At 58.3% G+C, this 21,007-nt stretch carries 22 protein-coding genes; 2 read left to right on the forward strand and 20 right to left on the reverse strand.

The annotated features are described in order from the left end of the window. Positions 1-198: 198 nt before the first annotated feature. Positions 199-1,596, forward strand: a complete 1,398-nt coding sequence (locus HMPREF1144_RS11915) for a diguanylate cyclase (protein ID WP_009652888.1) — start codon at positions 199-201, stop codon at positions 1,594-1,596. 152 nt (positions 1,597-1,748) lie between these two features. On the opposite strand, the gene trpS is transcribed toward HMPREF1144_RS11915, so the two are convergent. The 20 genes from trpS to HMPREF1144_RS12015 all read right to left on the reverse strand — a co-directional run bounded on the left by trpS (position 1,749) and on the right by HMPREF1144_RS12015 (position 20,092). Continuing rightward, positions 1,749-2,756, reverse strand: coding sequence for a tryptophan--tRNA ligase (gene trpS, locus HMPREF1144_RS11920; protein WP_009652891.1), 1,008 nt, complete (start codon positions 2,754-2,756; stop codon positions 1,749-1,751). A gap of 206 nt (positions 2,757-2,962) precedes the next feature. Beyond that, positions 2,963-4,219 carry a tryptophan permease gene (gene mtr / locus HMPREF1144_RS11925; protein ID WP_004098211.1) on the reverse strand — a complete coding sequence of 419 codons (1,257 nt, stop codon included), beginning with the start codon at positions 4,217-4,219 and terminating at the stop codon, positions 2,963-2,965. 138 nt (positions 4,220-4,357) lie between these two features. Beyond that, entirely contained in the window at positions 4,358-5,746 is a 1,389-nt protein-coding gene (gene tnaA, locus HMPREF1144_RS11930) for a tryptophanase (RefSeq protein WP_004098213.1), read from the reverse strand. Between the two features lie 123 nt (positions 5,747-5,869). Next, entirely contained in the window at positions 5,870-5,965 is a 96-nt protein-coding gene (tnaC, locus tag HMPREF1144_RS11935; protein ID WP_004098218.1) for a tryptophanase leader peptide, read from the reverse strand. Between the two features lie 241 nt (positions 5,966-6,206). After that, a complete protein-coding gene (locus tag HMPREF1144_RS11940; protein ID WP_004098219.1) occupies positions 6,207-6,536 on the reverse strand; it encodes a DMT family transporter in 330 nt (109 codons plus the stop codon). 17 nt (positions 6,537-6,553) lie between these two features. Further along, a complete protein-coding gene (locus HMPREF1144_RS11945; RefSeq protein ID WP_004098220.1) occupies positions 6,554-6,967 on the reverse strand; it encodes a DMT family transporter in 414 nt (137 codons plus the stop codon). Positions 6,968-6,986: 19 nt separating this feature from the next. Beyond that, positions 6,987-7,673, reverse strand: coding sequence for a hypothetical protein (locus tag HMPREF1144_RS11950; protein WP_009652892.1), 687 nt, complete (start codon positions 7,671-7,673; stop codon positions 6,987-6,989). 12 nt (positions 7,674-7,685) lie between these two features. Continuing rightward, positions 7,686-8,306 (reverse strand): phosphate propanoyltransferase, encoded by a 621-nt coding sequence (locus tag HMPREF1144_RS11955; protein ID WP_009652887.1) that lies wholly within the window; start codon positions 8,304-8,306, stop codon positions 7,686-7,688. Then, positions 8,303-8,725 carry a BMC domain-containing protein gene (locus HMPREF1144_RS11960; RefSeq protein ID WP_004098223.1) on the reverse strand — a complete coding sequence of 141 codons (423 nt, stop codon included), beginning with the start codon at positions 8,723-8,725 and terminating at the stop codon, positions 8,303-8,305. Before HMPREF1144_RS11960 ends, HMPREF1144_RS11955 begins: the two co-directional genes overlap by 4 nt. A 12-nt stretch (positions 8,726-8,737) precedes the next feature. After that, a complete protein-coding gene (gene cutD, locus HMPREF1144_RS11965; RefSeq protein ID WP_004128480.1) occupies positions 8,738-9,685 on the reverse strand; it encodes a choline TMA-lyase-activating enzyme in 948 nt (315 codons plus the stop codon). 56 nt (positions 9,686-9,741) lie between these two features. Further along, positions 9,742-13,128 (reverse strand): choline trimethylamine-lyase, encoded by a 3,387-nt coding sequence (gene cutC, locus HMPREF1144_RS11970; protein ID WP_009652893.1) that lies wholly within the window; start codon positions 13,126-13,128, stop codon positions 9,742-9,744. Positions 13,129-13,153: 25 nt separating this feature from the next. Beyond that, positions 13,154-14,308, reverse strand: coding sequence for a 1-propanol dehydrogenase PduQ (locus HMPREF1144_RS11975; RefSeq protein ID WP_004098227.1), 1,155 nt, complete (start codon positions 14,306-14,308; stop codon positions 13,154-13,156). 15 nt (positions 14,309-14,323) lie between these two features. After that, entirely contained in the window at positions 14,324-14,581 is a 258-nt protein-coding gene (locus HMPREF1144_RS11980) for a EutN/CcmL family microcompartment protein (RefSeq protein ID WP_004098229.1), read from the reverse strand. Positions 14,582-14,607: 26 nt separating this feature from the next. After that, positions 14,608-16,212 (reverse strand): acetaldehyde dehydrogenase (acetylating), encoded by a 1,605-nt coding sequence (locus HMPREF1144_RS11985; protein WP_004098231.1) that lies wholly within the window; start codon positions 16,210-16,212, stop codon positions 14,608-14,610. A 53-nt stretch (positions 16,213-16,265) separates the two neighbouring features. After that, positions 16,266-16,544, reverse strand: coding sequence for a BMC domain-containing protein (locus tag HMPREF1144_RS11990; protein ID WP_009652890.1), 279 nt, complete (start codon positions 16,542-16,544; stop codon positions 16,266-16,268). Positions 16,545-16,561: 17 nt separating this feature from the next. Next, the gene (locus HMPREF1144_RS11995; RefSeq protein ID WP_004098239.1) at positions 16,562-16,840 is read right to left on the reverse strand and encodes a BMC domain-containing protein; all 279 of its coding nucleotides are present in this window, start codon (positions 16,838-16,840) and stop codon (positions 16,562-16,564) included. A gap of 404 nt (positions 16,841-17,244) precedes the next feature. Then, entirely contained in the window at positions 17,245-17,763 is a 519-nt protein-coding gene (locus HMPREF1144_RS12000) for a FidL-like protein (protein ID WP_004098240.1), read from the reverse strand. Then, a complete protein-coding gene (locus HMPREF1144_RS12005; protein ID WP_009652886.1) occupies positions 17,763-18,560 on the reverse strand; it encodes a winged helix-turn-helix domain-containing protein in 798 nt (265 codons plus the stop codon). The genes HMPREF1144_RS12000 and HMPREF1144_RS12005 overlap by 1 nt, the downstream gene beginning before the upstream one ends. Before the next feature lie 17 nt (positions 18,561-18,577). Continuing rightward, positions 18,578-19,162, reverse strand: a complete 585-nt coding sequence (locus HMPREF1144_RS12010; RefSeq protein ID WP_009652894.1) for a TetR/AcrR family transcriptional regulator — start codon at positions 19,160-19,162, stop codon at positions 18,578-18,580. 147 nt (positions 19,163-19,309) lie between these two features. Continuing rightward, positions 19,310-20,092 carry an NAD(P)H-dependent oxidoreductase gene (locus HMPREF1144_RS12015; protein ID WP_009652895.1) on the reverse strand — a complete coding sequence of 261 codons (783 nt, stop codon included), beginning with the start codon at positions 20,090-20,092 and terminating at the stop codon, positions 19,310-19,312. An 87-nt stretch (positions 20,093-20,179) separates the two neighbouring features. On the opposite strand from HMPREF1144_RS12015, the gene HMPREF1144_RS12020 reads away from it, so the two are divergent. Further along, the coding region (locus HMPREF1144_RS12020) for a LysR family transcriptional regulator (RefSeq protein WP_009652889.1) at positions 20,180-21,007 on the forward strand (828 nt) is incomplete at its 3' end.

Consider the following 21,007-nt stretch of genomic DNA (forward strand, 5'->3'; position numbering starts at 1 on the left):
CCACCATCATACACTAAATCAGTAAGTTGGCAGCATCACCCATTAAATCATCGTACATATAAGCTATTCCTTAGCGCTAATAACCAGAGGATATTATTCCCTGGCGACTGGCGCATTTTTAATCTGGTTGCCCCAGGAGAACTGTTGTATGATCGGCGGCCCTGAAAAAACACTCACGCCGGGCGAGCGCTTTATTCAATGAAAGATGAAAGCCAAAAATATATCTCGATTATTTTTAAGGAATGGTTGCCGCTGTACGACAGCCTGACGCCGGAAGTGAGGGCGGTACTTAAAAATATTGCCGGGCAGCAGGCGGAGGCGTTAGCGACCCGTTTTTATGATTTTATTTTCCAGGACCCGGACATTGCGCGGCATCTTAGCTATGACTTAGTTCAGGAACGGCTCAGCAGCTCGCTGGCCGGGTGGGTGAAAGATATCCTGATGTGCGATAAGGAAAATCTGCAGGCGCTGGCGGAGCGGCAGTACCTGATCGGCAGCATCCATTCGCGCATCGGTATCCCGGCAGAAGCGGTACTGCGCGGTGCGCGCCAGCTGAAAGCCGGGCTGATTGAAAATATCCGCGATAGCCAACTCGATCGCGAGACCAGCGTCGCCGCCATCTACTACGCCATCATGGCCATTAACATGGCGGTAGAGATGATGTGTCATGCCTATACCCTGTCGCACTATCGGGCGACGAAAAATGAAGAAGCCTACCGCCTGTATAGCCTGATGGATAACGTTCCGCTGGAATATGGCAAACAGCAGGCCTCGCTCTCCGGATGGGAAAATACCGCTATTTTTAATATCGTTAGCGATAATAAAAGCGATATTAACGGAGCGTTATTATCTGATTCGGAATTTGGCCTGTGGTTCCGCCATAAATGCGTGCGTTATTTTAACAAAAATCCGCAAATGCAGGAAATCGCCGACTTAATTAGCAAGGTGGATGCGCTGTTATCCGCCTGGAAATCCTCGTCTGAGGGTTCTGAGTATAAAAACACGCAGGCTTTGCTGCAGGGGATCCATATCCATTGCCAGCAGATCGGCAGCCAGATGGGGGTGCTGTTTAGCAGCCTGTCGCAGATGCAAAGCGGTAAGGATACGCTGACCAGCCTGCTTAACCGCCGCTATCTGCCGGTTGTCCTCAAGCATGAAGTGACACTGGCGATGGAATATGAACTGCCGATGACGGTGGCGATTATCGACATCGACCACTTTAAAGAGATCAATGATAGCTGGGGGCACATGGTCGGCGACCGGGCGATTAAGCACGTTGCGGAGCTGCTCAGCGATAATATTCGATCCAGCGATTATATCTTCCGCTACGGCGGCGAGGAGTTTCTGCTGGTGCTGGTGGAGACCGGCGCCGCGGAAGCCTTTACGATCCTTGAACGGCTGCGTAAAAAAATCAGCCAGCTGGCGTTTAGCGTTGGCGCTGACAATGAGATTTCTATTACCGCCAGCATCGGCTACGCCGTCCACACCGGTCATCCGGATTACAATCTGCTGTTGCGCGATGCCGACAGCGCGCTGTACGTCGCCAAGCGCGATGGGCGCAACTGCGTGAAGCTGCATGAAGGCGACGGCAACTAAGCTGCCGGGTCCTTCCCGGAGGCGGCGCGCTGCGCCTGTCCGGGCTACCTGATCGCAGACGGCTGTGAACATGTAGCCCGGGCAAGGCGCGCCAAGCGCCGCCCCCGGGAGAGATGTGGCAGCGGATTTCAGTGCGGAGAGATCGCCGCGCCTCAAAACAGCACAGGCAGCCCCAGGCCACGCTTCACTTCATGCAGCGTCCGTTGTGTCAGTTCGTGCGCTCGCTCGCTTCCCCGGCGCAGCAGCGTCAGCAGCATGCCTTTATCCTGAATATAGGTCGCCCGGCGTTCGCGTATCGGCGCCAGCAGCTCCTGTAAGCAGGTCTCCAGCGCGTTTTTGCACTGCCTGTCTCCCAGCCCTCCGCGCCGATAGTGGGCTTTCATCTCGGCAACGAAAGCCTTATCAGCATGAAAGGCGTCGAGATAAGTGAAGACCACGTTGCCTTCTACCTGACCCGGGTCGGCGACCCGCAGGTGATTCGGGTCGGTATACATGGCGCTGACCGCACGATGGATCTCCTCTTCACTGGCCGAAAGGGTGAGCGTGTTCCCCAGCGATTTCGACATTTTGGCATTGCCATCGATGCCCGGCAGGCGGCTGACGTCGCTGAGCAGCGCTTTGCAGTGCTGTAAGATCGGCGTCGTGGTCAGGCTATTCATTTTGTGCACGATCTCATTGGTCTGTTCAATCATCGGTAGCTGATCGTCGCCGACCGGCACCAGTTCGGCCTTAAAGGCGGTGATATCGGCGGCCTGACTTATGGGATAGGCTAAAAAGCCTACCGGCAGCGAGCGGGAAAAACCCTTCTGGGCGATTTCATTTTTTACCGTCGGATTACGTTCAACCCGGGCGACGGTGACGATATTCATATACAGCGCGCTGAGTTCGGCCAGCGCCGGCAGGGCGGATTGCAGGCAAATGGTGGTCTTCTGCGGATCGATGCCGACGGCGAGATAATCGGACATCACCTCAAGGATATTGCTGCTGATTTTTTGCGGGTTGCTGCCGTTGTCGGTCAGACCCTGGAGATCCGCGACGAGGATAAACTGCTGGTGGTCGTGCTGGAGCTGCACGCGCTGGCGCAGGGAACCGACGTAGTGGCCGAGGTGCAGCTGGCCGGTAGGACGGTCGCCGGTCAGGATCGTTTGGCTGGTGTTCATAAGTGACTCCTTAGGATGCTATCAGGCCGAAGGGCGACACTCAGAAACAACAAAGCCGCCTTCCGGCGGCTTTGAATAGAGGAAACGTGAAATCTTGCCGCCTGTTATGCAGGCAGCCACCAACGGCGGAGGTGAGAGATGACAATGTTTCTGTTCATCTTTTTATCCTGCCACGAAAAGCCGCGGCAGTAAAAGCCCTTTTTTATTCAGCGATAAACCGGCAGCAGGTTAAAGCTGGATAAAATATGAATTATTGCGTTGGCACCGCCGAAGCACAAAATCAGGATAATCATGGCATTGCCACCCCAGACCCGATAGTTCGGGCTGCCGAAACGCCTGCGCGAGGCGCGCGCCAGCAGGGCGGGGACGATAGCGGCCCAGACGGTGGCGGCAAGACCGGCGAAACCAATGGCGTAGATAAAACCGTTAGGCCACAGCAGCCCGCCGGCGATCGGCGGCAGAAAGGTCACCAGCGCGGTTTTAAACCGCCCCAGCCGGCTATCGTCAAACTTAAACAGATCCGCCAGATAATCAAACAGGCCAAGAGTCACGCCCAGGAACGAGCTGGCGACGGCGAAGTTGGAAAAGACCGTCAGCAGTAAGTCCAGGGTCGAACTGTTCAGCAGGCCGCTTAAGGTCTGCACCAGCACGTCGATGTTGCCGCCTTTTTCAGCGATAGCGATAAACGCCGGGCGCGGAATATTGCCCATTGTGCCGACCAGCCAGATGATATACAGCACCAGCGCCATCAGCGTGCCGAGCAGCAGGCAGCGGCGAATGATAAGCGGATCTTTACCGTAGTACTTCATCAGACTGGGGACGTTGCCGTGATAGCCAAAGGAGGCCAGGCAGAACGGCAGCGTCATCAGGACGTAGGGCAGATAGGACGCATTGACCTCCGCGCGGTTAAACAGAATCGCGGGCTCCACGTGCCACATCAGGCCGCCGAAGGTCATAAAGAAGGTGAGGATTTTGGCGCCCAGCACGATAGTCGTCATCCGGCTTACCGCTTTCGTACTTAGCCAGACGATAAAGGCGACCACCAGCGCGAACGCCAGCCCGCCCAGGCGTGCGGGAACCGCGAGGTTCATCTGCGCAAAAGTATGCTGAATAACTGAACCGCTGGCGGAAATATAGGCGTAGGTCAGGATATATAAAACAAAGGCGACGGTCAGGCCGTTAATAATATTCCAGCCGTTTCCGAGTAAATCCTTGGTAATTGTGTCGAAGCTGGCGCCAATATGATAATTGAGATTGGCTTCGAGGATCATTAACCCGGAATGCAGCATGCAAAACCAGGTAAAAATGAGCGCCAGCAGCGACCAGAAAAACCAGGCGCCGGACATTACCACCGGTAAAGAAAACATGCCGGCGCCAATAATCGTGCCGCCGATAATCATCGCTCCGCCAATCAGCGATGGCGTATTTGTTGAGACCGCTTTTGAGACTGATAGTGTAGCCATAAGGTGCATTCCTCACGTGGCTATATATTAAATAAGGTGCTGCGGGCAAACGGCTACCCGGCGCAACCCGAATGATTGAGCTTAAATAGATGGAATTAAATTAATGGCGCTCTCATTGCGAGAGCGCCGTGATGCGGTTTATTTCACCGGTTTCAGTCTGGCGACGAAGTGGCGCAGTACCGGCGGTTCATAGGTGAAGGTCAGGCCCTTAATCGTGGCGGCGCGCGCCTTAACGGCGATCAGCGCATCAGCGATATAGTCCATATGATCGTTGGTATAAACCCGACGCGGAATGGTCAGGCGCAGCAGCTCCATCGGCGACGCCTTCTGCTTGCCGGTTTCCGGGTCGCGTCCCAGCAACAGGGAGCCGATTTCCACGCTGCGGATTCCCGCTTCCAGATACAGCTCATTGTTTAGCGCGTGCGCCGGGAACTGCTCCGGTGGGATATGCGGCAGCAGCAGCTTAGCATCGACGAACACCGCATGGCCGCCGGTCGGATACTGAATCGGAATGCCGCCTTCGCGCAGGCGTTCGCCAAGGTATTCTACCTGATTGATGCGATAAGCGAGGTAATCCTCGTTGGTCCCTTCTTCCAGGCCGATAGCCAGCGCCTCCATATCGCGCCCCGCCAGGCCGCCGTAGGTGACAAAGCCCTCCATCGGCACGCAGCGGATGCGCACTTCGTTGAACAGATCTTCGTCATCGCGGAAGCAGCAGAGTCCGCCGATATTCACCATCGGGTCTTTCTTGGCGGACATGGTCAGCATATCGCCGTACTGGTACATCTCAAGAATAATCTCTTTCACCGATTTATCGGCGTAGCCCTCTTCGCGCTGTTTAATAAACCAGGCGTTTTCGCAGAAGCGGGCGGAGTCGATCACCACCGGAATATTATTCTGGCGGGCAATCTGATACACCTCGCGCATATTCGCCAGCGATACCGGCTGGCCGCCGGAGCTGTTACAGGTGACGGTGGTAATAATCGCCGCCACGTTTTCCGCACCGTGTTCGGCGATGGTCGCTTTCAGCAAATCAATATCAAAGTTGCCTTTCCAGTCGTACCACGAGGTGGTATCGAAGGCCTTCGGCGTCACCACGTTAATGGCTTTTGCGCCGTTGAGCTCCACGTGCGCGGCGGTGGTATCGAAGTGGAAGTTGGAAATAAACACCGGATGCGCCGACTTGCGGCGAGCAATCAGGCTCGGGAACAGAATCTGCTCCGCGCCGCGCCCCTGATGGGTGGGAATGGTATACGGATAGCCGATAATCTCTTTGACCTTTTCGCACAGATGCTGATAGTTACGCGACCCGGCGTAGGCTTCGTCGCCCATCATCAGCCCGGCCCACTGATGGTCGCTCATCGCGCCGGTGCCGGAGTCGGTCAGCAGGTCGATATACACGTCCTGGCTATTGAGCAAAAACGGGTTATAGCCCGCCTCTTCCAGCGCTTTGACGCGATCGTCAAAGGTAGTCATGCGAATGTTTTCGACCATTTTAATGCGGAACGGCTCAGGGATACGTTTCATTTATTTTCTCCATGGGGATGCTGTGCCGCGTTTGGCTATTTGGCGACAAATAAAAAGCGCAACAAATAGCGACTAAACGCAGTGCTGAATTAATTTATTTAGGGAGTAAACAGCAGCGGAGAATTAACGAGGGAAGTCGTTGGAGATGCGGTGATCTAAATTATACCAGTCGTCCAGGCCGCCCTGGGCAATGAGGCGATAAATCGATTTTTGCGTCATGACATCGTCCTCTGTGGGTGAAGGGATGCCATAAAAATAAGGTAAAATGAGAAAATAACCACGATTAAAATCACAAAAAATAATTTATCGATAAGCGGAGTATAAAAATTTGACGCTCGTCGTCTTTTTAGCGTTATTGATTAGCAGGCAATGGTTTTTTGTTTTTTTATTACGCCAATAACGGCTTATTGAGTGAGGTTTTTAGCGCCTTCACCGCAATCAGTGAAGGCGCAGGCGGGACTTACATGCTGGAGAAGACGTTCATAATGATGCCGCCGGAGATGATCAGCACCATGGCGAGGATGGCCGGGATATCCGGTTTTTGCTTATAGAGGATCATCGAGCAAATCGTGACGCCGACGATACCAAAGCCGCACCACAGCGAGTAGGCAACGCCGACCGGAATGGTGCTCATCGCGCGGGTGAGGGCGAAGTAGCACAGGCCGTAGGCGAAGACCACCAGCACCGACGGCGCCAGCTTGCTGAAGCCGTTGGTCTTTTTGATCATCGACGTGCCGGTGATTTCGGAGCCGATAGACAGCGCCAGCCATAAAAATCCGAGGTTAAACATAAGCGGTTCCTTTTCTGTTAGTTGGCGACTTTTTTGTCCAGAGGTGCAGCGGCCGGCTGCGCGGGCGCTTCCTCGCTCTCTTCGCTACCCATTTTGGAAAACAGGTTCATGATCACGATCCCGCTGGCGATAACCGCCATACCGATAATGGCGGCGGTGTCCGGATGCTGGCCGTAAAACGCCATTCCCAGGGTCGATACCACGAGAATGCCGGTACCGGACCAGGTGGCGTAGGCCAGACCGACGGGAATATCCTTCACCGCGCGGGACAGCGAGTAGTAGCAGGTGCAGTACAGCAGCACCAGCAGCCCGAGCAGCAGCATTTTGCTCATCCCTTCACTGCTGCCGAACATTTTGAGGGTAGAGGTGGCTGAGGTTTCGGAAACGATAACCAGCAGCATCCATAGCCAACACTTTGTTTTTGAAGACATAAGTTAAACTCCGGGTTTACTATTTAAGGTAAGGTTCTTTTTTTCTGTTTTTTAAAAAATCGATAGCGGCATCGGTCAACTGCGCTTCAGGAGCACAGGCCAGCGCCGGATTATTCACTACGTCTGTGACAGTGAGATAACGCCGCGGACCGCTCGCCGACGGTGCCGCCGCTTCGCGACCCGACGCCAGCTTCTCCAGCAATTCGTTCATGGTGCACAGCGCGATGCCGCATTCGGCCAGGCGGGCCAGCGTGGCCTGCATATGCCCGGCGTAAGCGCTATCAGGCTGCGCCCCGCGAAGCTGGTTAAGCTCGCTGGCGGGATCGCAGTGATAGCGCAGCGCCAGCACCGGCAGGCCGCTCAGCAGGGCATCGTGCACGCGGCGGGCAACGGGACCGTGCAGGGAACCCTTCACCAGATCCGCCGCCAGCGGGTAGTCGAGAAACGGCAGCAGCAGCGCCTTATACGAGGCAGAAGGCAGCTCCTGTTGCCAGTCGGCCGCCGGCAGCGTTTTACCAATAGCCCGCCACTGCTCGCCGTCGTCAATCCCGCTATCCAGCGCCAGGTGCAGGCTCTCGCCGCAGCCGGCCAGCCGCTGGCGAATAGCGTGCCGGTAGCCCGCCGCGGCGGTCACCATCACCAGTACCGGCGGCCGCAGACGCTGGATAATGCGTTCAACCAGGTCTTCCATCTGTTGGTCGGTCATGGCGAGCCTCCGTTAGCCGATGAGCGTGACCTGCGCGCCGTTTTTCAAGCCGGCGGCGTTGGCCTCTTCGGTATCAATATGAAACTCCAGCGCGAAGTCTTCGCGTACCCGCACCACCACTTCATCAAAGGTCAGCTGGCGTTCGCCGTCGCTGCGGACGCTAACCTTCTGGCCGTTGGCGACGTTCAGCTGGCGGGCGTCCTGCGGCGACATATGGATATGCCGCCAGGCGCAGATCACCTGCGAACGCAGTTCAACATGGCCTGCCGGGCCGATCAGCAGCGCGCTGCCCGCGTTCTCCAGCTGGCCGGATTCGCGAACCGGCGCTTTGATGCCAAGGGTAAAGCAGTCGGCGCGGGAGATTTCCAGCTGCGATACCGGGCGGGTTGGGCCGAGGACGCGAACGTTACTGAGCGAGCCCTTCGGACCGACCACGGTGACGCACTCCTGAGCTGCGAACTGCCCCGGCTGGCGCAGCGGCTTAAATGGCGACAGGACGTAGCCCTTGCCAAACAGCGCTTCGACGTCCTGCTGCGCCAGATGGACGTGGCGGTTAGAGATACCGACCGGGATAGCCGGAGCAAAGTGGCTCAGGCGGGCGGCGATTTTTTCATGGAGCAGGGTGTCGATCATGCCTTCTTCCCTTTCCTCATCGCCGCATTTTTATCTTCCGTCGGCGCAGGCGCGGCGGCGGGTTCAGTGGGTTCCCTTGTTTCTACTGCGGCGGGCGCGACGGCTTCAGCCTCAAGCGGAGCGGCAGCTTCCGCGCGCGGCGGACGGCCTTTCAGGGTGCTGAGGGCGTCCACGACGCTGCGCTCCGGACGGGCGATCGTCAGGGATTTGACCTGCGGGTCGATGAGCGCGGCGACGGCCACGCCGCGTTCGATAGCGGTGTGAATCGCGCTGATCTCCCCTTCAAAGCAGACGCTCACCAGCCCCGAACCGACTTTGCGGTAGCCAATGCAGGACACGCCTGCACTTTTGCAGGCGGCATCCACGGCCTGAACGGCGGCAACTAACCCTCGCGTTTCAATTACGCCTAAACTTTTCATTGTCGGCTCCTGTTAATGGCGGACTAAGCGAATATCAAAATCAAACTGCGTGAAGAACGTTTCCAGCCGGTCTAACTCCTCGGCGGAATACGTTGGGTCCTGGGTAATGGGATAGGGCATATCGAGGCGCTCATATTTTTTGCGCCCGAGCTGGTGGTACGGCAGCATATCGATGCGGCGGATATTTCCGCGCTTCGCCAGCTTTTGTACGTAATCAATGGCCCCGGTAATGGCATCGAACGAGTCGTTATAGCCGCGAACCAGCGGCATGCGGATAATGACGTTAGCGCCGGAGTCCACCAGCCACTCCAGGTTGCGGCGAATGCCTTCGTTACCGATGCCAAATAACGCTTTATGGTGCTCGCTGTTAATTTGCTTAATATCGAATAAGAAGGTGTCGGTCACCGGCGCCAGCTTTTGATAATTGGCCAGCGGCGTGGTGCCCTGCGTTTCCACGGCGGTATTGAGCATCATCTTTTTGCATTCGCTAAAGAGCGCGACGGCAAAATCGGTCTGCAGGCTCATTTCCCCGCCGCCGATGGTGACGCCGCCGCCGGAGGAGATATAAAAGTCGTAGTCCTGCATGATGATCTCCATCAGTTCGCTGACGGTGACATCTTTGCCCATAATATCCAGCGCGTTCTGGGTGCAGATCTCTTCGCACTTGCGGCAGCCGATACAGTCTTTATTACGGTTGACGAAATGCTTCATTTCGCCGTTTTCTTCCGCCCGATAATGAATTCCCGCCGGGCAGACGTTGACGCAGTCGCCGCAGTTAATGCATTTATCCTGTGAGAACATCACCTGAAACTGGCTATTCAGCCCTTCCGGGTTAGCGCACCACGGGCAGCGAATATTGCAGCCTTTGAAAAAAACCAGCGTGCGGATCCCATCGCCGTCATAGATCGAATATTTCTGAATATTGAATATTCGCCCGGTTAATTCTTGTTTTGCGCTCACACATACCTCCAGAAAAACGATCGGGACTTCCCTGTCCAAAAACGTCCGTGTCTTTATCAGAACTTCTCGATGACCGTACGGCTGATAATCTCGTCCTGAACTTCTTTGCACAGCTCAACGAAGTAGGCGCTGTAGCCCGCGACGCGTACGATCAGGTCGCGGTATTTTTCCGGCTCCTGCTGGGCTTTTTTCAGCACTTCGTTATCGACATAGCTGAACTGCATCTGGCCGTTGCCGAGAATCGACGCGGTGCGCAGCAGGGTAATCAGGCCGTGACGACCTTCCGGGGTATCCAGCAGCCCTTTGAGGAACTTGAAGTTGTGCACCATGCCGATGTTCATGGTTTCAACGTTCATCTTGCTCACCGACTTGATGATCGCCGTCGGACCCTGCTTATCCGCGCCCTGAGTCGGGCTGATACCGTCGGAGAGCGGCATCCACGCCAGGCGACCGTTCGGCGTGGCGTTGGTCAGCTCGCCGATCGGCGTGTTGTTGGAGATGGACAGGGTGCCGTGGCTCAGGGTGGAGTAGAGCATCTTGTACTTACGGCACTCGCGCTCGGTCCACTCGGTGATATCCAGCGCATACCGATCGACGTAGTTATCGTCGTTGCCGTATTTCGGCGCGTTGAGGCAGTCGCGGCGCAGGCCTTCAAAGCCTTCGAAGTTCGCCAGCAGCGCGTTGCGCACCTGCTCGAGGGTGTATTTCTTCTCTTCAAACACCAGCTTACGAATCGCCGCCATGGAGTCGACGTAGGTCGCCAGACCGGAGAAGATCAGCCCCGGGCCGTGGTTGATCATCGCGCCGCCGGCGGCAACGTCTTTGCCTTTTTCCATGCAGCCTTCCACCAGCAGCGACATCAGCGGCTTCGGCGCCACGTCGCGGTGCACGCGCTGGCTGATGACCGTCCCGATCGCCGACAGGCGTACGATATGGGCGATCTGTTTTTTCACCGCCGCGTCGAAATCCTCGAAGGTGTGCAGGTCGCGCAGGTCACCGGTATCCAGCCCCTGATAGCTGTCAAACAGCACCATCCGGCCGCGGTTTAAAACGAACTCAATGGCGATGGGCCACTGGGTGTAGCCGGTGGAGGTCCACTGATAGATGCGGCCGGATTTCTGCGGCTCGACGCAGCCCATCAGGCAGTAGTCGCGGGCGTCTTCGAAATCGAAGCCTTTACGCAGCATCATCTTGATATGGGAGTCGTCGAAGTGGCAGGCCGGGAAGCCCATCCCCGCTTTGACGACGTCGACGATTTTTTCCATATACTTCTGCGGCGACTGGTTGTGAATACGGCAGGCCAGCGACGGCTGGTACACCTTCACGAAGCGCACGGCGTCCATAATCAGGTAGGTCAGGTCGTTACAGGCATCGCCGCCGGAGCGCTTCTGACCGCCGACGGTCAGGTTGATAAACGGCTGATAGCCGGCGAAATATTTCGCCCCCAGCTCGCTGGACATCCACATCAGCTCGGCGCATTTGATGATAAACGCCTGCAGTAGCTCCAGCGCGGTGTCGTGAGTCAGGCGGCCTTCGCGGATATCGGCTTCAAACATCGGGTAGCAGTACTGGTCTACGCGTCCCAGGGACAGTCCGGTCTGGTTCTCTTCAATTTCAAACAGCGACTCTACGGTCCAGATGCTCTGCAGCGCTTCCTGCAGGGTTTTCGGCGGATTTGCCGGCACGTTCTGGTTCACCTCGGCGATGGTCAGCAGCTCGGCGCGACGCTGGGCGTTCTGCTCAATCGCGGCCAGTTCGCGGGCGCGGGCGGCGATGCGGTGCGCGTAGTTAATCACCCCTTCGCAGGTTTCAATGGCCGCTTTGTAGTAGTAGATGCGGTCGATATCTTCCGGGTTCTCCATGCTCAGGCTGGCAAGGTGCGCCTCGGCGTCGGCTTTAATGCCGTTCATCCCTTTGGTAAACAGCAGCACGTCGTAACCCGGGCAGGTGTCGCCGCCGCCGTTGATCTGGTGGTAGGAGAGGTCGCTGACGAAGGTCTCGCCGCTGAACGCCCACACCCCCGCTTCGCGGTACTGGGCTTCGCAGATTTCATCCAGCGAGCGGCCTTCCCAGAACGGCACGATCTCTTCGCGGATGGTTTTTTTATCTGCTTCGCTGATCTCAAACGGATCCTGCGGACGGGTGCTCATGGTATCGAGTTCGTCGCGCACCCAACGCCAGGCGATATCCGGCGAGAAGGCGCCCGCGCGCGGCTTGCCGCACGGATGACCGACGATCAGCTCATCGTCCTGAATCAGAATCGGCGCGGTTTCGCAGGCGTGGCGGAAGGCTTTGGCGCGCAGCAGAATCGTCGGCATGCCGGGGTTGGCTTTGACCACTTCGGTAAAGGCCAGCGCGCGGTAGATAGAGACGCTCGGGCGCACGGTCAGGTAGTGGTTACGCAGGCGCTGCATGCGCGGGGTCAGCCCTTCTGCTGCCGGCGTCTCACCGGCGGCGGCAAACGGGGCGGCGGAAACGTGCTGGACGCCCTTGAACAAACGCACCGGCAGATGCAGGGCGCTCAGGTTTTGCTGCGCGCTGAGGAACATATCGGAGAGTTCGTTAATGCGCGCGTTCTCAAGGCTCGCGCCGTGCAGCAGGGCGTCGAACATCGGATAACCGTCGATCGCGCAGGCGGCGCGCACTTCGCACAGCTCCGCCAGCTTGAACCACAGCGATTCGACGATTTCATACGCCTGCTGCGGGGAGAGCGCGCCGTTGTTGATATCGTGCTGGTAGTAAGGCAGCAGGGCTTTGTCGGCGCCTTCCGGGTTGACGGCGTAGCTGCCGTTATCCAGCTGAAGCGCCAGCTGGAACAGATAAAAGGCCTGGCACGCCTCTTTGAAGCTGCGCGCCGGATGCGCCGGAACATGGTGAAGAATGGCGGCGCTGTCCAGCAGTTCCGCCCGGCGGTAAGCGTTGGTTTCCGCGGCGGCCAGCTGTTCGGCGCTGTTGGCCAGGTTTTGCGCCAGCGCCAGCAGGGCATCGCAGGCGTAGATGGCCGCGCGGCAGCCGTTGACTTCGTCCATGCCGCTGCGGCTGACGGCGCTGCCCAGCGCGCGGGTTTTCTCTTCCAGCTGATGTTTTATCGCCAGCACGCCTTTTTCCATCACCAGCTTGTAATCCGGGGAGTCGAGATCGCTATTCAGGTTGAGGAACTGGAACGCGGACGGGCGACGGACGGCGCTCTCGTCATGGAAAATCGCCCCGTGCGGTTTGCGGGTCTGGTTGCCGACGATCAGCTCGTCGGCGCTGATGCACAGCGGCAGCTGGCGCATCAGTTCATAGAAACGGCGCGCCGGTTTGACGGCGGCGGGAACCCCGGCGATATCGCCATCAAGGGCGTTCAGCGTGGTGGCGTGTTCGGTGCACAGGGTGCTTTTTTGTGAGAGTAAACGTTCTGCCAACACTTTGACGCGCGGCGTTAAGCTGTAGTGTGCCATAGGTAAGGTTCTCCAAATCTTGTTATCAGTGGCCCTGAACGGCGTTGCCGGTCCATGCCCGGCGATAGAGTTCGGTCAGTGCGTGAGCGTCCGGCGCGCGTGGGTTCGTCGGGGTACAGCTGTCGCGTAGCGCCTGGCCGACCATCTCCGCCAGCCGCTGTTCAAATTCGGCGGCAATGACGCCGGTATCACGAATGCCGGCCGGCATGCTCATTTCGTCTTTTAGCGCCTGAATGGCGACCAGCAGGCTGGCGACGCCCTGGCGGGTAGTGGCCGCAGGCAGATCCAGCAGATGGGCTAATCGGGCGTATTTGCGGGCGGCATCGGTATCGCACTGCCCGTGATAATCGGCGTTCCAGGCCACCACGTCCGCCATCAGCAGGGCGTTGGCGCGACCGTGGGGGACGCGAAACACGCCGCCGAGCGCGTGGGCAAGGCTGTGGGTGATGCCCAGCGACGCGTTGGTGAAGGCCATGCCCGCCATGCAGGAGGCGTTGTGCATCTTTTCCCGCGCCAGCAGGTCGCCACCGTTGCGCCAGCAGGTCGGCAGAAAGCGAAATACCTGCTGCACCACTTTCTCCGCCAGCGCATCGGAAAAGTCGCTGGCGGCGAGGGAGACATAGGCTTCCAGCGCGTGACACAGCACGTCCATCCCGGTATCGGCGGTGATCGCCGGCGGCACCGAGGCCACCAGCGCCGGGTCAAGAATGGCGATATCCGGCAGCAGCGACGGGTCCACCAGCACCAGCTTCTCGGCGTGGGCCTTCACCACCGAAAAGGCGGTGACCTCAGAGCCGGTGCCGCTGGTGGTGGGGATCGCCACAAAGCAGGGCGGCTCGCGGTGAGCGTCCGGACGGGTTTGCGCCAGGGCGAAAATAACCGCTTTGGCTGCATCAATCACCGAACCGCCGCCCAGCGCGATAACCAGATCCGGATAGCTGTTATCCATCCGCTTCATACCGCGCACTACGGTGGCGATATCCGGGTCGGCCACCACGTCGTCCCAGACCTGGAAAGCGATGCCGCGCGCATGGAGGATCTGCGTGACGCGATCGGCGAGGCCAAACTTAACCATCGCCTGGTCAGTGACCAGCAGCACGTTGCGGGCGGGCAGCTCGTTCAGGATGGCAAGCGCATCCTGACCAAAGCGAATCCGGGGTTTCAGCAAAAATTCACTCATTGGGTTATTGACTCCTTAAGCGTCCCGAAACACGTTCTCGACAATGGCGACCACCGACATGGCCTTGTAGCGCTCTTTGTTGAGCGCCAGGTACTCTTCGGCCAGCACGATGTCGTGCATACCGGCGCCGACGCTATCAACGGCAACCCAGGTCTGGTCTTTCATCGGCTGCTGGTCATCATCTAATTTGACGATCAGCAGCAGGTTGCTGCCCCGTAGCTCATCGCACTTCTGCGTGGCGACGACATGTCCGACTACCTTTGCGAGAATCATTGTTTTTATCGCCTTATATCAATGTGTTACTTACCAAGGCGTTCCAGCACCTGGCGGATGACGCGTTCCACGTTTTGCTCATTAATCTCGCTGTCCGCGCCGACGGCGGCGGCAGACGCAAAGCGATCGTCGGCGCTGGCCGGGTGGGCTGCGGTGGCAGCGGTCGCCGGGGCGTTAAAACGCTCATCGTCGAAGATGCTGCGGTTCGGGCCGGCCGCCGGGCTGACGATGGTCGGCTGCGGTTCCGGGCGGCTGCCCGGCGCGCGCAGCTCATCGATGGAGCGAACGCCGTAGCCCACTTTGCGGATGTTGAGCAGGTTCATCGGCCCGACGTTGTCTGAGCTAGAGCCGCCGCCGACCGCGCCGCAGCCGAGGGTCAGGGCCGGGGTGATATTGGTGGTCGCGCCAATGCCGCCCAGCGCCGCCGGGGTGTTGATCAGAATGCGGTTAACCGGTTTTTCCAGGCAGAACTGGCGGATGACGTCCTGGTTGCGGGTGTGGATCACCAGCGTGTGGCCGAGGCCTTCGTTGGTCAGCAGCTCCACGACGCGGTGGCAGGCGGCTTTCCAGTCCTCTTCGACGTACAGGCCGAGTACCGGGCACAGTTTTTCCCGCGAGTAGGGGTTGGTATGCGATACCGTGGCCTGCTCGGCAATCAGCACCCGGGTGCTGGCCGGGACGCAGAAGCCGGCCATCTGGCTCAGATAGAGCGCGGTTTTACCGACCACTTTGGGGTTGATGGTGCCGTTGGGGCGCAGCAGCAGGGCCGCCATTTTTGCCGCTTCGCTTTCGTTCATGAAGTACGCGCCCTGGGCTTCCAGTTCGCGATGCACTTCGTCGTAGATGCAGCGTTCGACGATAATCGACTGCTCGGAGGCGCAGATCACGCCGTTATCGAAGGTTTTACTGGTGATGATATCTTTCACCGCGTGGGGGATATCGGCGCTGCGTTCGATAAACGCCGGGCCGTTACCCGGACCGCCGCTAATGGTCGGCGTACCGGACGCGTAGGCGGCGCGCACCATGCCTTCGCCGCCGGTCGCCAGGATCAGCGACACGTCTTTGCTGTGCATCAGCTCTGAGGTGGCTTCGAGGGTCAGCTGGCTAATGGCGTCGACGCTACCGGCAGGTGCCCCTGCCGCTTCCGCCGCGCGCTTCACGATTTCAATCGCTTTCCAGCTGCACTGGCGGGCGCCGGGATGCGGGGAGAAGATAATCGCGTTGCCGGCCTTCAGGGCAATCAGCGTTTTGTAGATGACGGTGGAGGTCGGGTTGGTCGACGGCACCAGCGCACAAATCACCCCCAGCGGCACGCCCACGTCCATCACTTTTTGTAGCGGATCGTCATGAATGATGCCGACGGTCTTCATATCTTTGATGGCGTCGTAGACGCGCAGCGAGGCGAAGCGGTTCTTCAGCACTTTGTCCTGCCAGTTGCCAAAACCGGTTTCTTCCGCGGCCATTTTCGCCAGCGCTTCGGCATGATGCGCCGCTTCCTGGGCCACGTTCTTCACGATGGCGTCGATTTGCTGCTGCGAAAAGGTGGCCAGAATCGCCTGCGCCTTTTTGGCATTGCGCACCAGCTCCCGGGCGTTCTGCCGGGACTGCAAATCGTTATCCAGTTCAATCATGAGTCTATCCTTCATCAGACTAAAAGAGTGGAGACGGGGCGCGCCCTGTCAGGTCATGCTTTGTGCTGCGCCGCGATTTTTTCGATGTCGTTATGCGGACGCGCGATGACGCGAGAGGTGACGACTTCGCCAATGCGTTTTGCCGCTTCCACGCCGGAATCCACCGCGGCATTCACCGCGCCGACGTCGCCCTTCACCATCGCGGTGACAAGGCCGGAGCCGACGTTTTCATAGCCAATCAGCTCCACGTTGGCGGCTTTACACATCGCATCCGCCGCTTCGATACAGGCCACCAGCCCTTTGGTTTCGATCAGACCTAATGCATCACCCATTTGCGTTCTCCTGGCCATCAGGCCTTGTGTTTAATGACGATTTTGTTGATGTCGTTATGCGGACGAGCGATAACCAGCGAGGTCACCACTTCACCGATGCGCTGCGCGGACTCGACGCCGGAATCCACCGCCGCTTTTACCGCGCCGACGTCGCCCTTCACCATCACGGTCACCAGCCCCGAGCCGATGTTTTCATAGCTAATCAGCTCGACGTTGGCGGCTTTACACATCGCATCCGCGGCTTCAATGCAGGCCACCAGACCTTTGGTTTCGATAAGCCCTAATGCATCACCCATGGTTTCTCCTCCAGAACAGTTTTGTGATTCGGAAAACCGACCGCGTAACGGCGTCAGGACGCGGATGCGGCGTTCGGGGTTCACTATAGGGAATGGCGAGTGAAGTGAAATTTAAATCTGCTCAAGGTGAATTTTTAGTTTTTTGCTCTATGAATTAGATTTTATAAGCGGGCTATTTATGCGTTTGTGCTGCGGTGGCCGGGCGAATTGAGTGACGATTGCGGCGTTTTTTTCACCATTTAGCCGGAGGCGAACTGATGTTAACAAGTTGCTAATTTATTGCAGGTCGGGGGTAATTTGACGATGTATGAAGTGTGGAGAGGATCGTGTTTTCTTCGGCAGGCTAAATGCAAAACGTGCGGTTTTACTAACGGGAAAGCGAGGAAGGAAAAGCGGGTGTGAGCTTAGTCAAGCTTGCTGCCGGACTTCAGCGTGCAGACGTAGAGCGGGGAGTTGATAGAGCTGAGAAGAATGGCTTTCTCATTGAGCTTCTGCGCGTTGAGGAACAGGCCATCGTGGCTGTCGGACATTTCACGCATAAAATAGTCGAAAATCACGTCAGGCGACTCATCGATGGACGAGGCGCTGGATTCCCACTTGCTGATGCGATAGTGGCGCTCGGTGGTGGAGATGCGTTTGCTGGTGTAGCTAAACTTGACGTAGCGCTGGAGATAAAGCCAGCCGGCGGCGGAATCGGTGTAGCCCTCGACGACCATCGACCCTTTGCCGTTGGCGGCAAAGTTGAAATGGATATTGCCGTTGACGTTCTCTTTCTCCATGTTCTCAAAGCGCATAATCGCTTTGGTCGAGCAGCTCATCACCCCGCCGTTTTCTACCGGCAGCAGCTTCCAGGCACAGAACCCGGCGGCGGCAATAAACACCAGACTGGAGAGGGCGAAAAAGGGGCGCGGGGCGAGTCTCATTACGGCTTCCATGAATAGTAAAAATAGTTATCGCAGTAGCTGAACGGGTTATCTTCATGCATCGCGCAGTGGGCGAGGAATACCCGGCCCAGGCCGTTGGTTTCCAGCCGGTCGCCATAGAAGAAGACGAAGCGTTCGCCGGGCTTGCACTCCAGCTTCAGGCGCTGGCGCACGGCATCAAAATTCTTGCCATAGGCGGTTCCGGCAACGGAGCGCAGCATCTCATCGCTGGCCAGCAGCTCGCACTGGCTGTGGCGCATTTGCGTCAGGGTGATGGGGTGCGATGTGCTGCCGCCGAGAAAACTACAGACCACCAGCAGCAGGGCGATGGTGAGCAGGCAGCCGCCGGCGAGATACCAGCAGGTACCGCGCGCGTGGCGGCTGGAAACGGCTTTTTGTTCTTCCGGAGCAGCGGCCGGGTCTGGTTCAGTTTCTGCCGCGGGCGGCGGCTCCGGCTCCGGGCTGGCGTCGAGCCTCTCGATGGTGAGATCCGGATTGAGCTGCAGCAGTCCGCGCGACACGGTGACGATAATGTTGTCGATATCGTAGTGGCGGAAGGTTTTGCGCAGCATGCTCAGGTACTGATTGAGATTACTGTTGGATGAGGTTAACCCATTGTCATCCCAGACTTTTTTAAGCACCTCATCGCGGCTGATCACCTCAGTGTGGCGCAGGAAGAACCACAGCAGCGCGTTGGCGGTGATGGACAGCTGGCTGTCCGCCTCATCGCTTCCCGGTAACGTTAGCGTGCCGTCCATTGCATCATAAATCAGACGGCCATGGATGTTATAGCGCATCGCGGCCTCAACATGCTTCACGCAGGAAGCGTCATCTTCGTCAGATCGCTGACCAGCGACTGCCGGTGCCCGGGGTTCATGGTGCGCCCCTCGGTTAATTCCGATAGCCAGATGCCGTCCGCCGCATAGCGCACCAGCGTGCCGGTATGGCTATTGTCCAGTTCATCGCCCTTCGCCAGATGGTCGAGCATCCAGTCGCGCCAGCATTTTCGCAGCACCGGTTCATCCGGCATGGCCAGCGACAGCACCATCAGCTGGCGGCTCTCCTGGGTATCCGTGAGTTCCGGTGCCGACAGATAGCGCAGATAGGCGCGGGTAAAGCGGCCATAAGAGACGTTATCCGCGGCCATAAGCTCTGCAATCGCCTCTTCCATAATCGCCAGCAGGCGGGCAAAGAGGGCGAAAATCAGCGCCTGCTTGTTGGGGAAATGGTGCAGTAAACCGCCTTTGCTGACGCCCGCTTCGCGCGCGACGGCGTTCAGCGACAGCGAGGCGATGCCGTCCCGGCCGGCGATGGTGGCCGCGGACTCCAGTAGTTGCTTATGCAGGCGGACGGGATCTTTTTTACGATGTTGGGCTTCCATATTCATGGCCCGAATCATACCGACCAGACGGTATGATTATTCTTGATCGCTATCAATATGCGAAGGGGCGTAGCGGGACGCGATGCCGTTATTGCGTGGAGGCTCACAGTTCACCTTATGAATTGTGGTGATATTCGCCGCACCGCGAATATCACCCACCGAGATTCACACAGGCTTCACGTGAATAGCGAGGCCGTTTTCGCCCGGCGCCAGATCCGGACGCAGGTTCAGAGAGGGGATCAGATAGTCGCCGTGGTTCTGACGACGGAAGGGAATAGGCGGTGTTTCAGAGAGGGTATCCAGCCGCCGGGCCAGCGCATCGCGCAGCGCGGCGAAGCGCTGTTCATCGAGTTTGTCGGTGCGGTAGAACACCACCGGCGGCAGCACGTCAAAGCCGGGAAAGAACAGCATCCCGTGCTGAATGGGGAACAGGATATCGTCGATAGACCCGTTAATTCCGCGCGGCGCGTAGTGCTCCGCCCATCCGCCGGCGGTAACAACCAGCATCGCCCGTTTCCCCGCGAACGTGCCCTCGCCATAGCGATCTCCCCAGTGCGTCTCGCTGTGCTCGCCGACGCCGTAGGCAAACCCGTAAGCGTAGACCCGATCAATCCAGCCTTTCATGATGGCGGGCAGCGAAAACCACCACAGCGGGAACTGAAAAATCACCGTATCGGCCCACAGCAGCTTCTCCTGTTCGCCCGCGATATCCGCGCTTTGCGTGCCGTTAGCGAAGGCGTACTGCGACTCCCGCGTTGCCCGCCAGCTTTCACCAACCGGCGGGGCGCTGCTGTCATTGGCATCCAATCCCGCCTTCCAGCGCATGGCATAGAGATCGGACACCTGTACGTCGTGGCCGGCGTTTTGCAGATGCTGCACGGCAAAATCCTTCAGCGCGCCGTTAAGCGAACGCGGTTCGGGATGGGCGTAAACCAGTAATATTTTCATTGAAATCACCTCTGAGCAATGGAGAGCTGCAGAGTAGAGTCGACGACGCTATAGTAGAAATGAATTGCTTCAATGGCAGGTATAGTAATGATTAATCTCCAGGGGCTGGATCTCAATTTGCTGCGCACGCTGAACGTCCTGCTTAGCGAAAATAACGTCACCCGCGCGGCGCAGCGCCTCAACCTGTCGCAGCCATCGGTCAGCGTGCAGCTGGCAAGGCTACGGGAGATTTTCGCCGACCCGCTGCTGCTGCCGGGGCCGCGCGGTATGCAGCCCACCGCCCGCGCCGATGAACTACGCGGGCCGCTGCGCGATGCGCTGCTGGCGCTGGAGCTGGCGGTAGCGCCGGTTCAGCCCTTCGACCCGGCCACGGCGGCGCAGACCTGGCGGGTGGCGGCGACCGACTATATGGCGTCGGCGATTTTGCTGCCGGTACTCAATACCCTGCGCATCGCCTCTCCGGCCAGCCGCCTGGCGCTGTTTGAGCTACAGCCCGCGCGGCTGGTTCAGCAGGCGGATCGCGACGAAGTGGATCTGTTTTTTCACACGCGCGATGGCGCGCCGCCCGGTCTGCATCAGCGTTTGTTGTTCCGCGAACGCTACGTGCTGGCGGGCAGGGCCGGGCATCCGGCGCTGCGGTCGCCATTAAGCCTGGCGCAGTTCTGCCAGCTGGAGCAGGTGATTGTCTCGCCGGACGGCGGTGGATTCAGCGCCGCGACCGATAGCGCGCTGGCGAATCTCGGGCTTGCGCGGCGGGTTGTCCTTTCCGTGCCACATTTCCTGTTTATGCTGGAGACGCTGCGCAATAGCGAGCTGGTGGCGGTGCTGCCGGAGCGGCTGGTGCGTGGCGCTGGCGGCCTGATGGTGGTTGAACCGCCGCTGGCGGTCGCCGGGTTTGAGATGCTGATGCTGTGG

It is taken from the genome of Klebsiella sp. OBRC7, from assembly GCF_000293135.1.
In the GTDB taxonomy this organism is placed as follows: domain Bacteria; phylum Pseudomonadota; class Gammaproteobacteria; order Enterobacterales; family Enterobacteriaceae; genus Klebsiella; species Klebsiella michiganensis.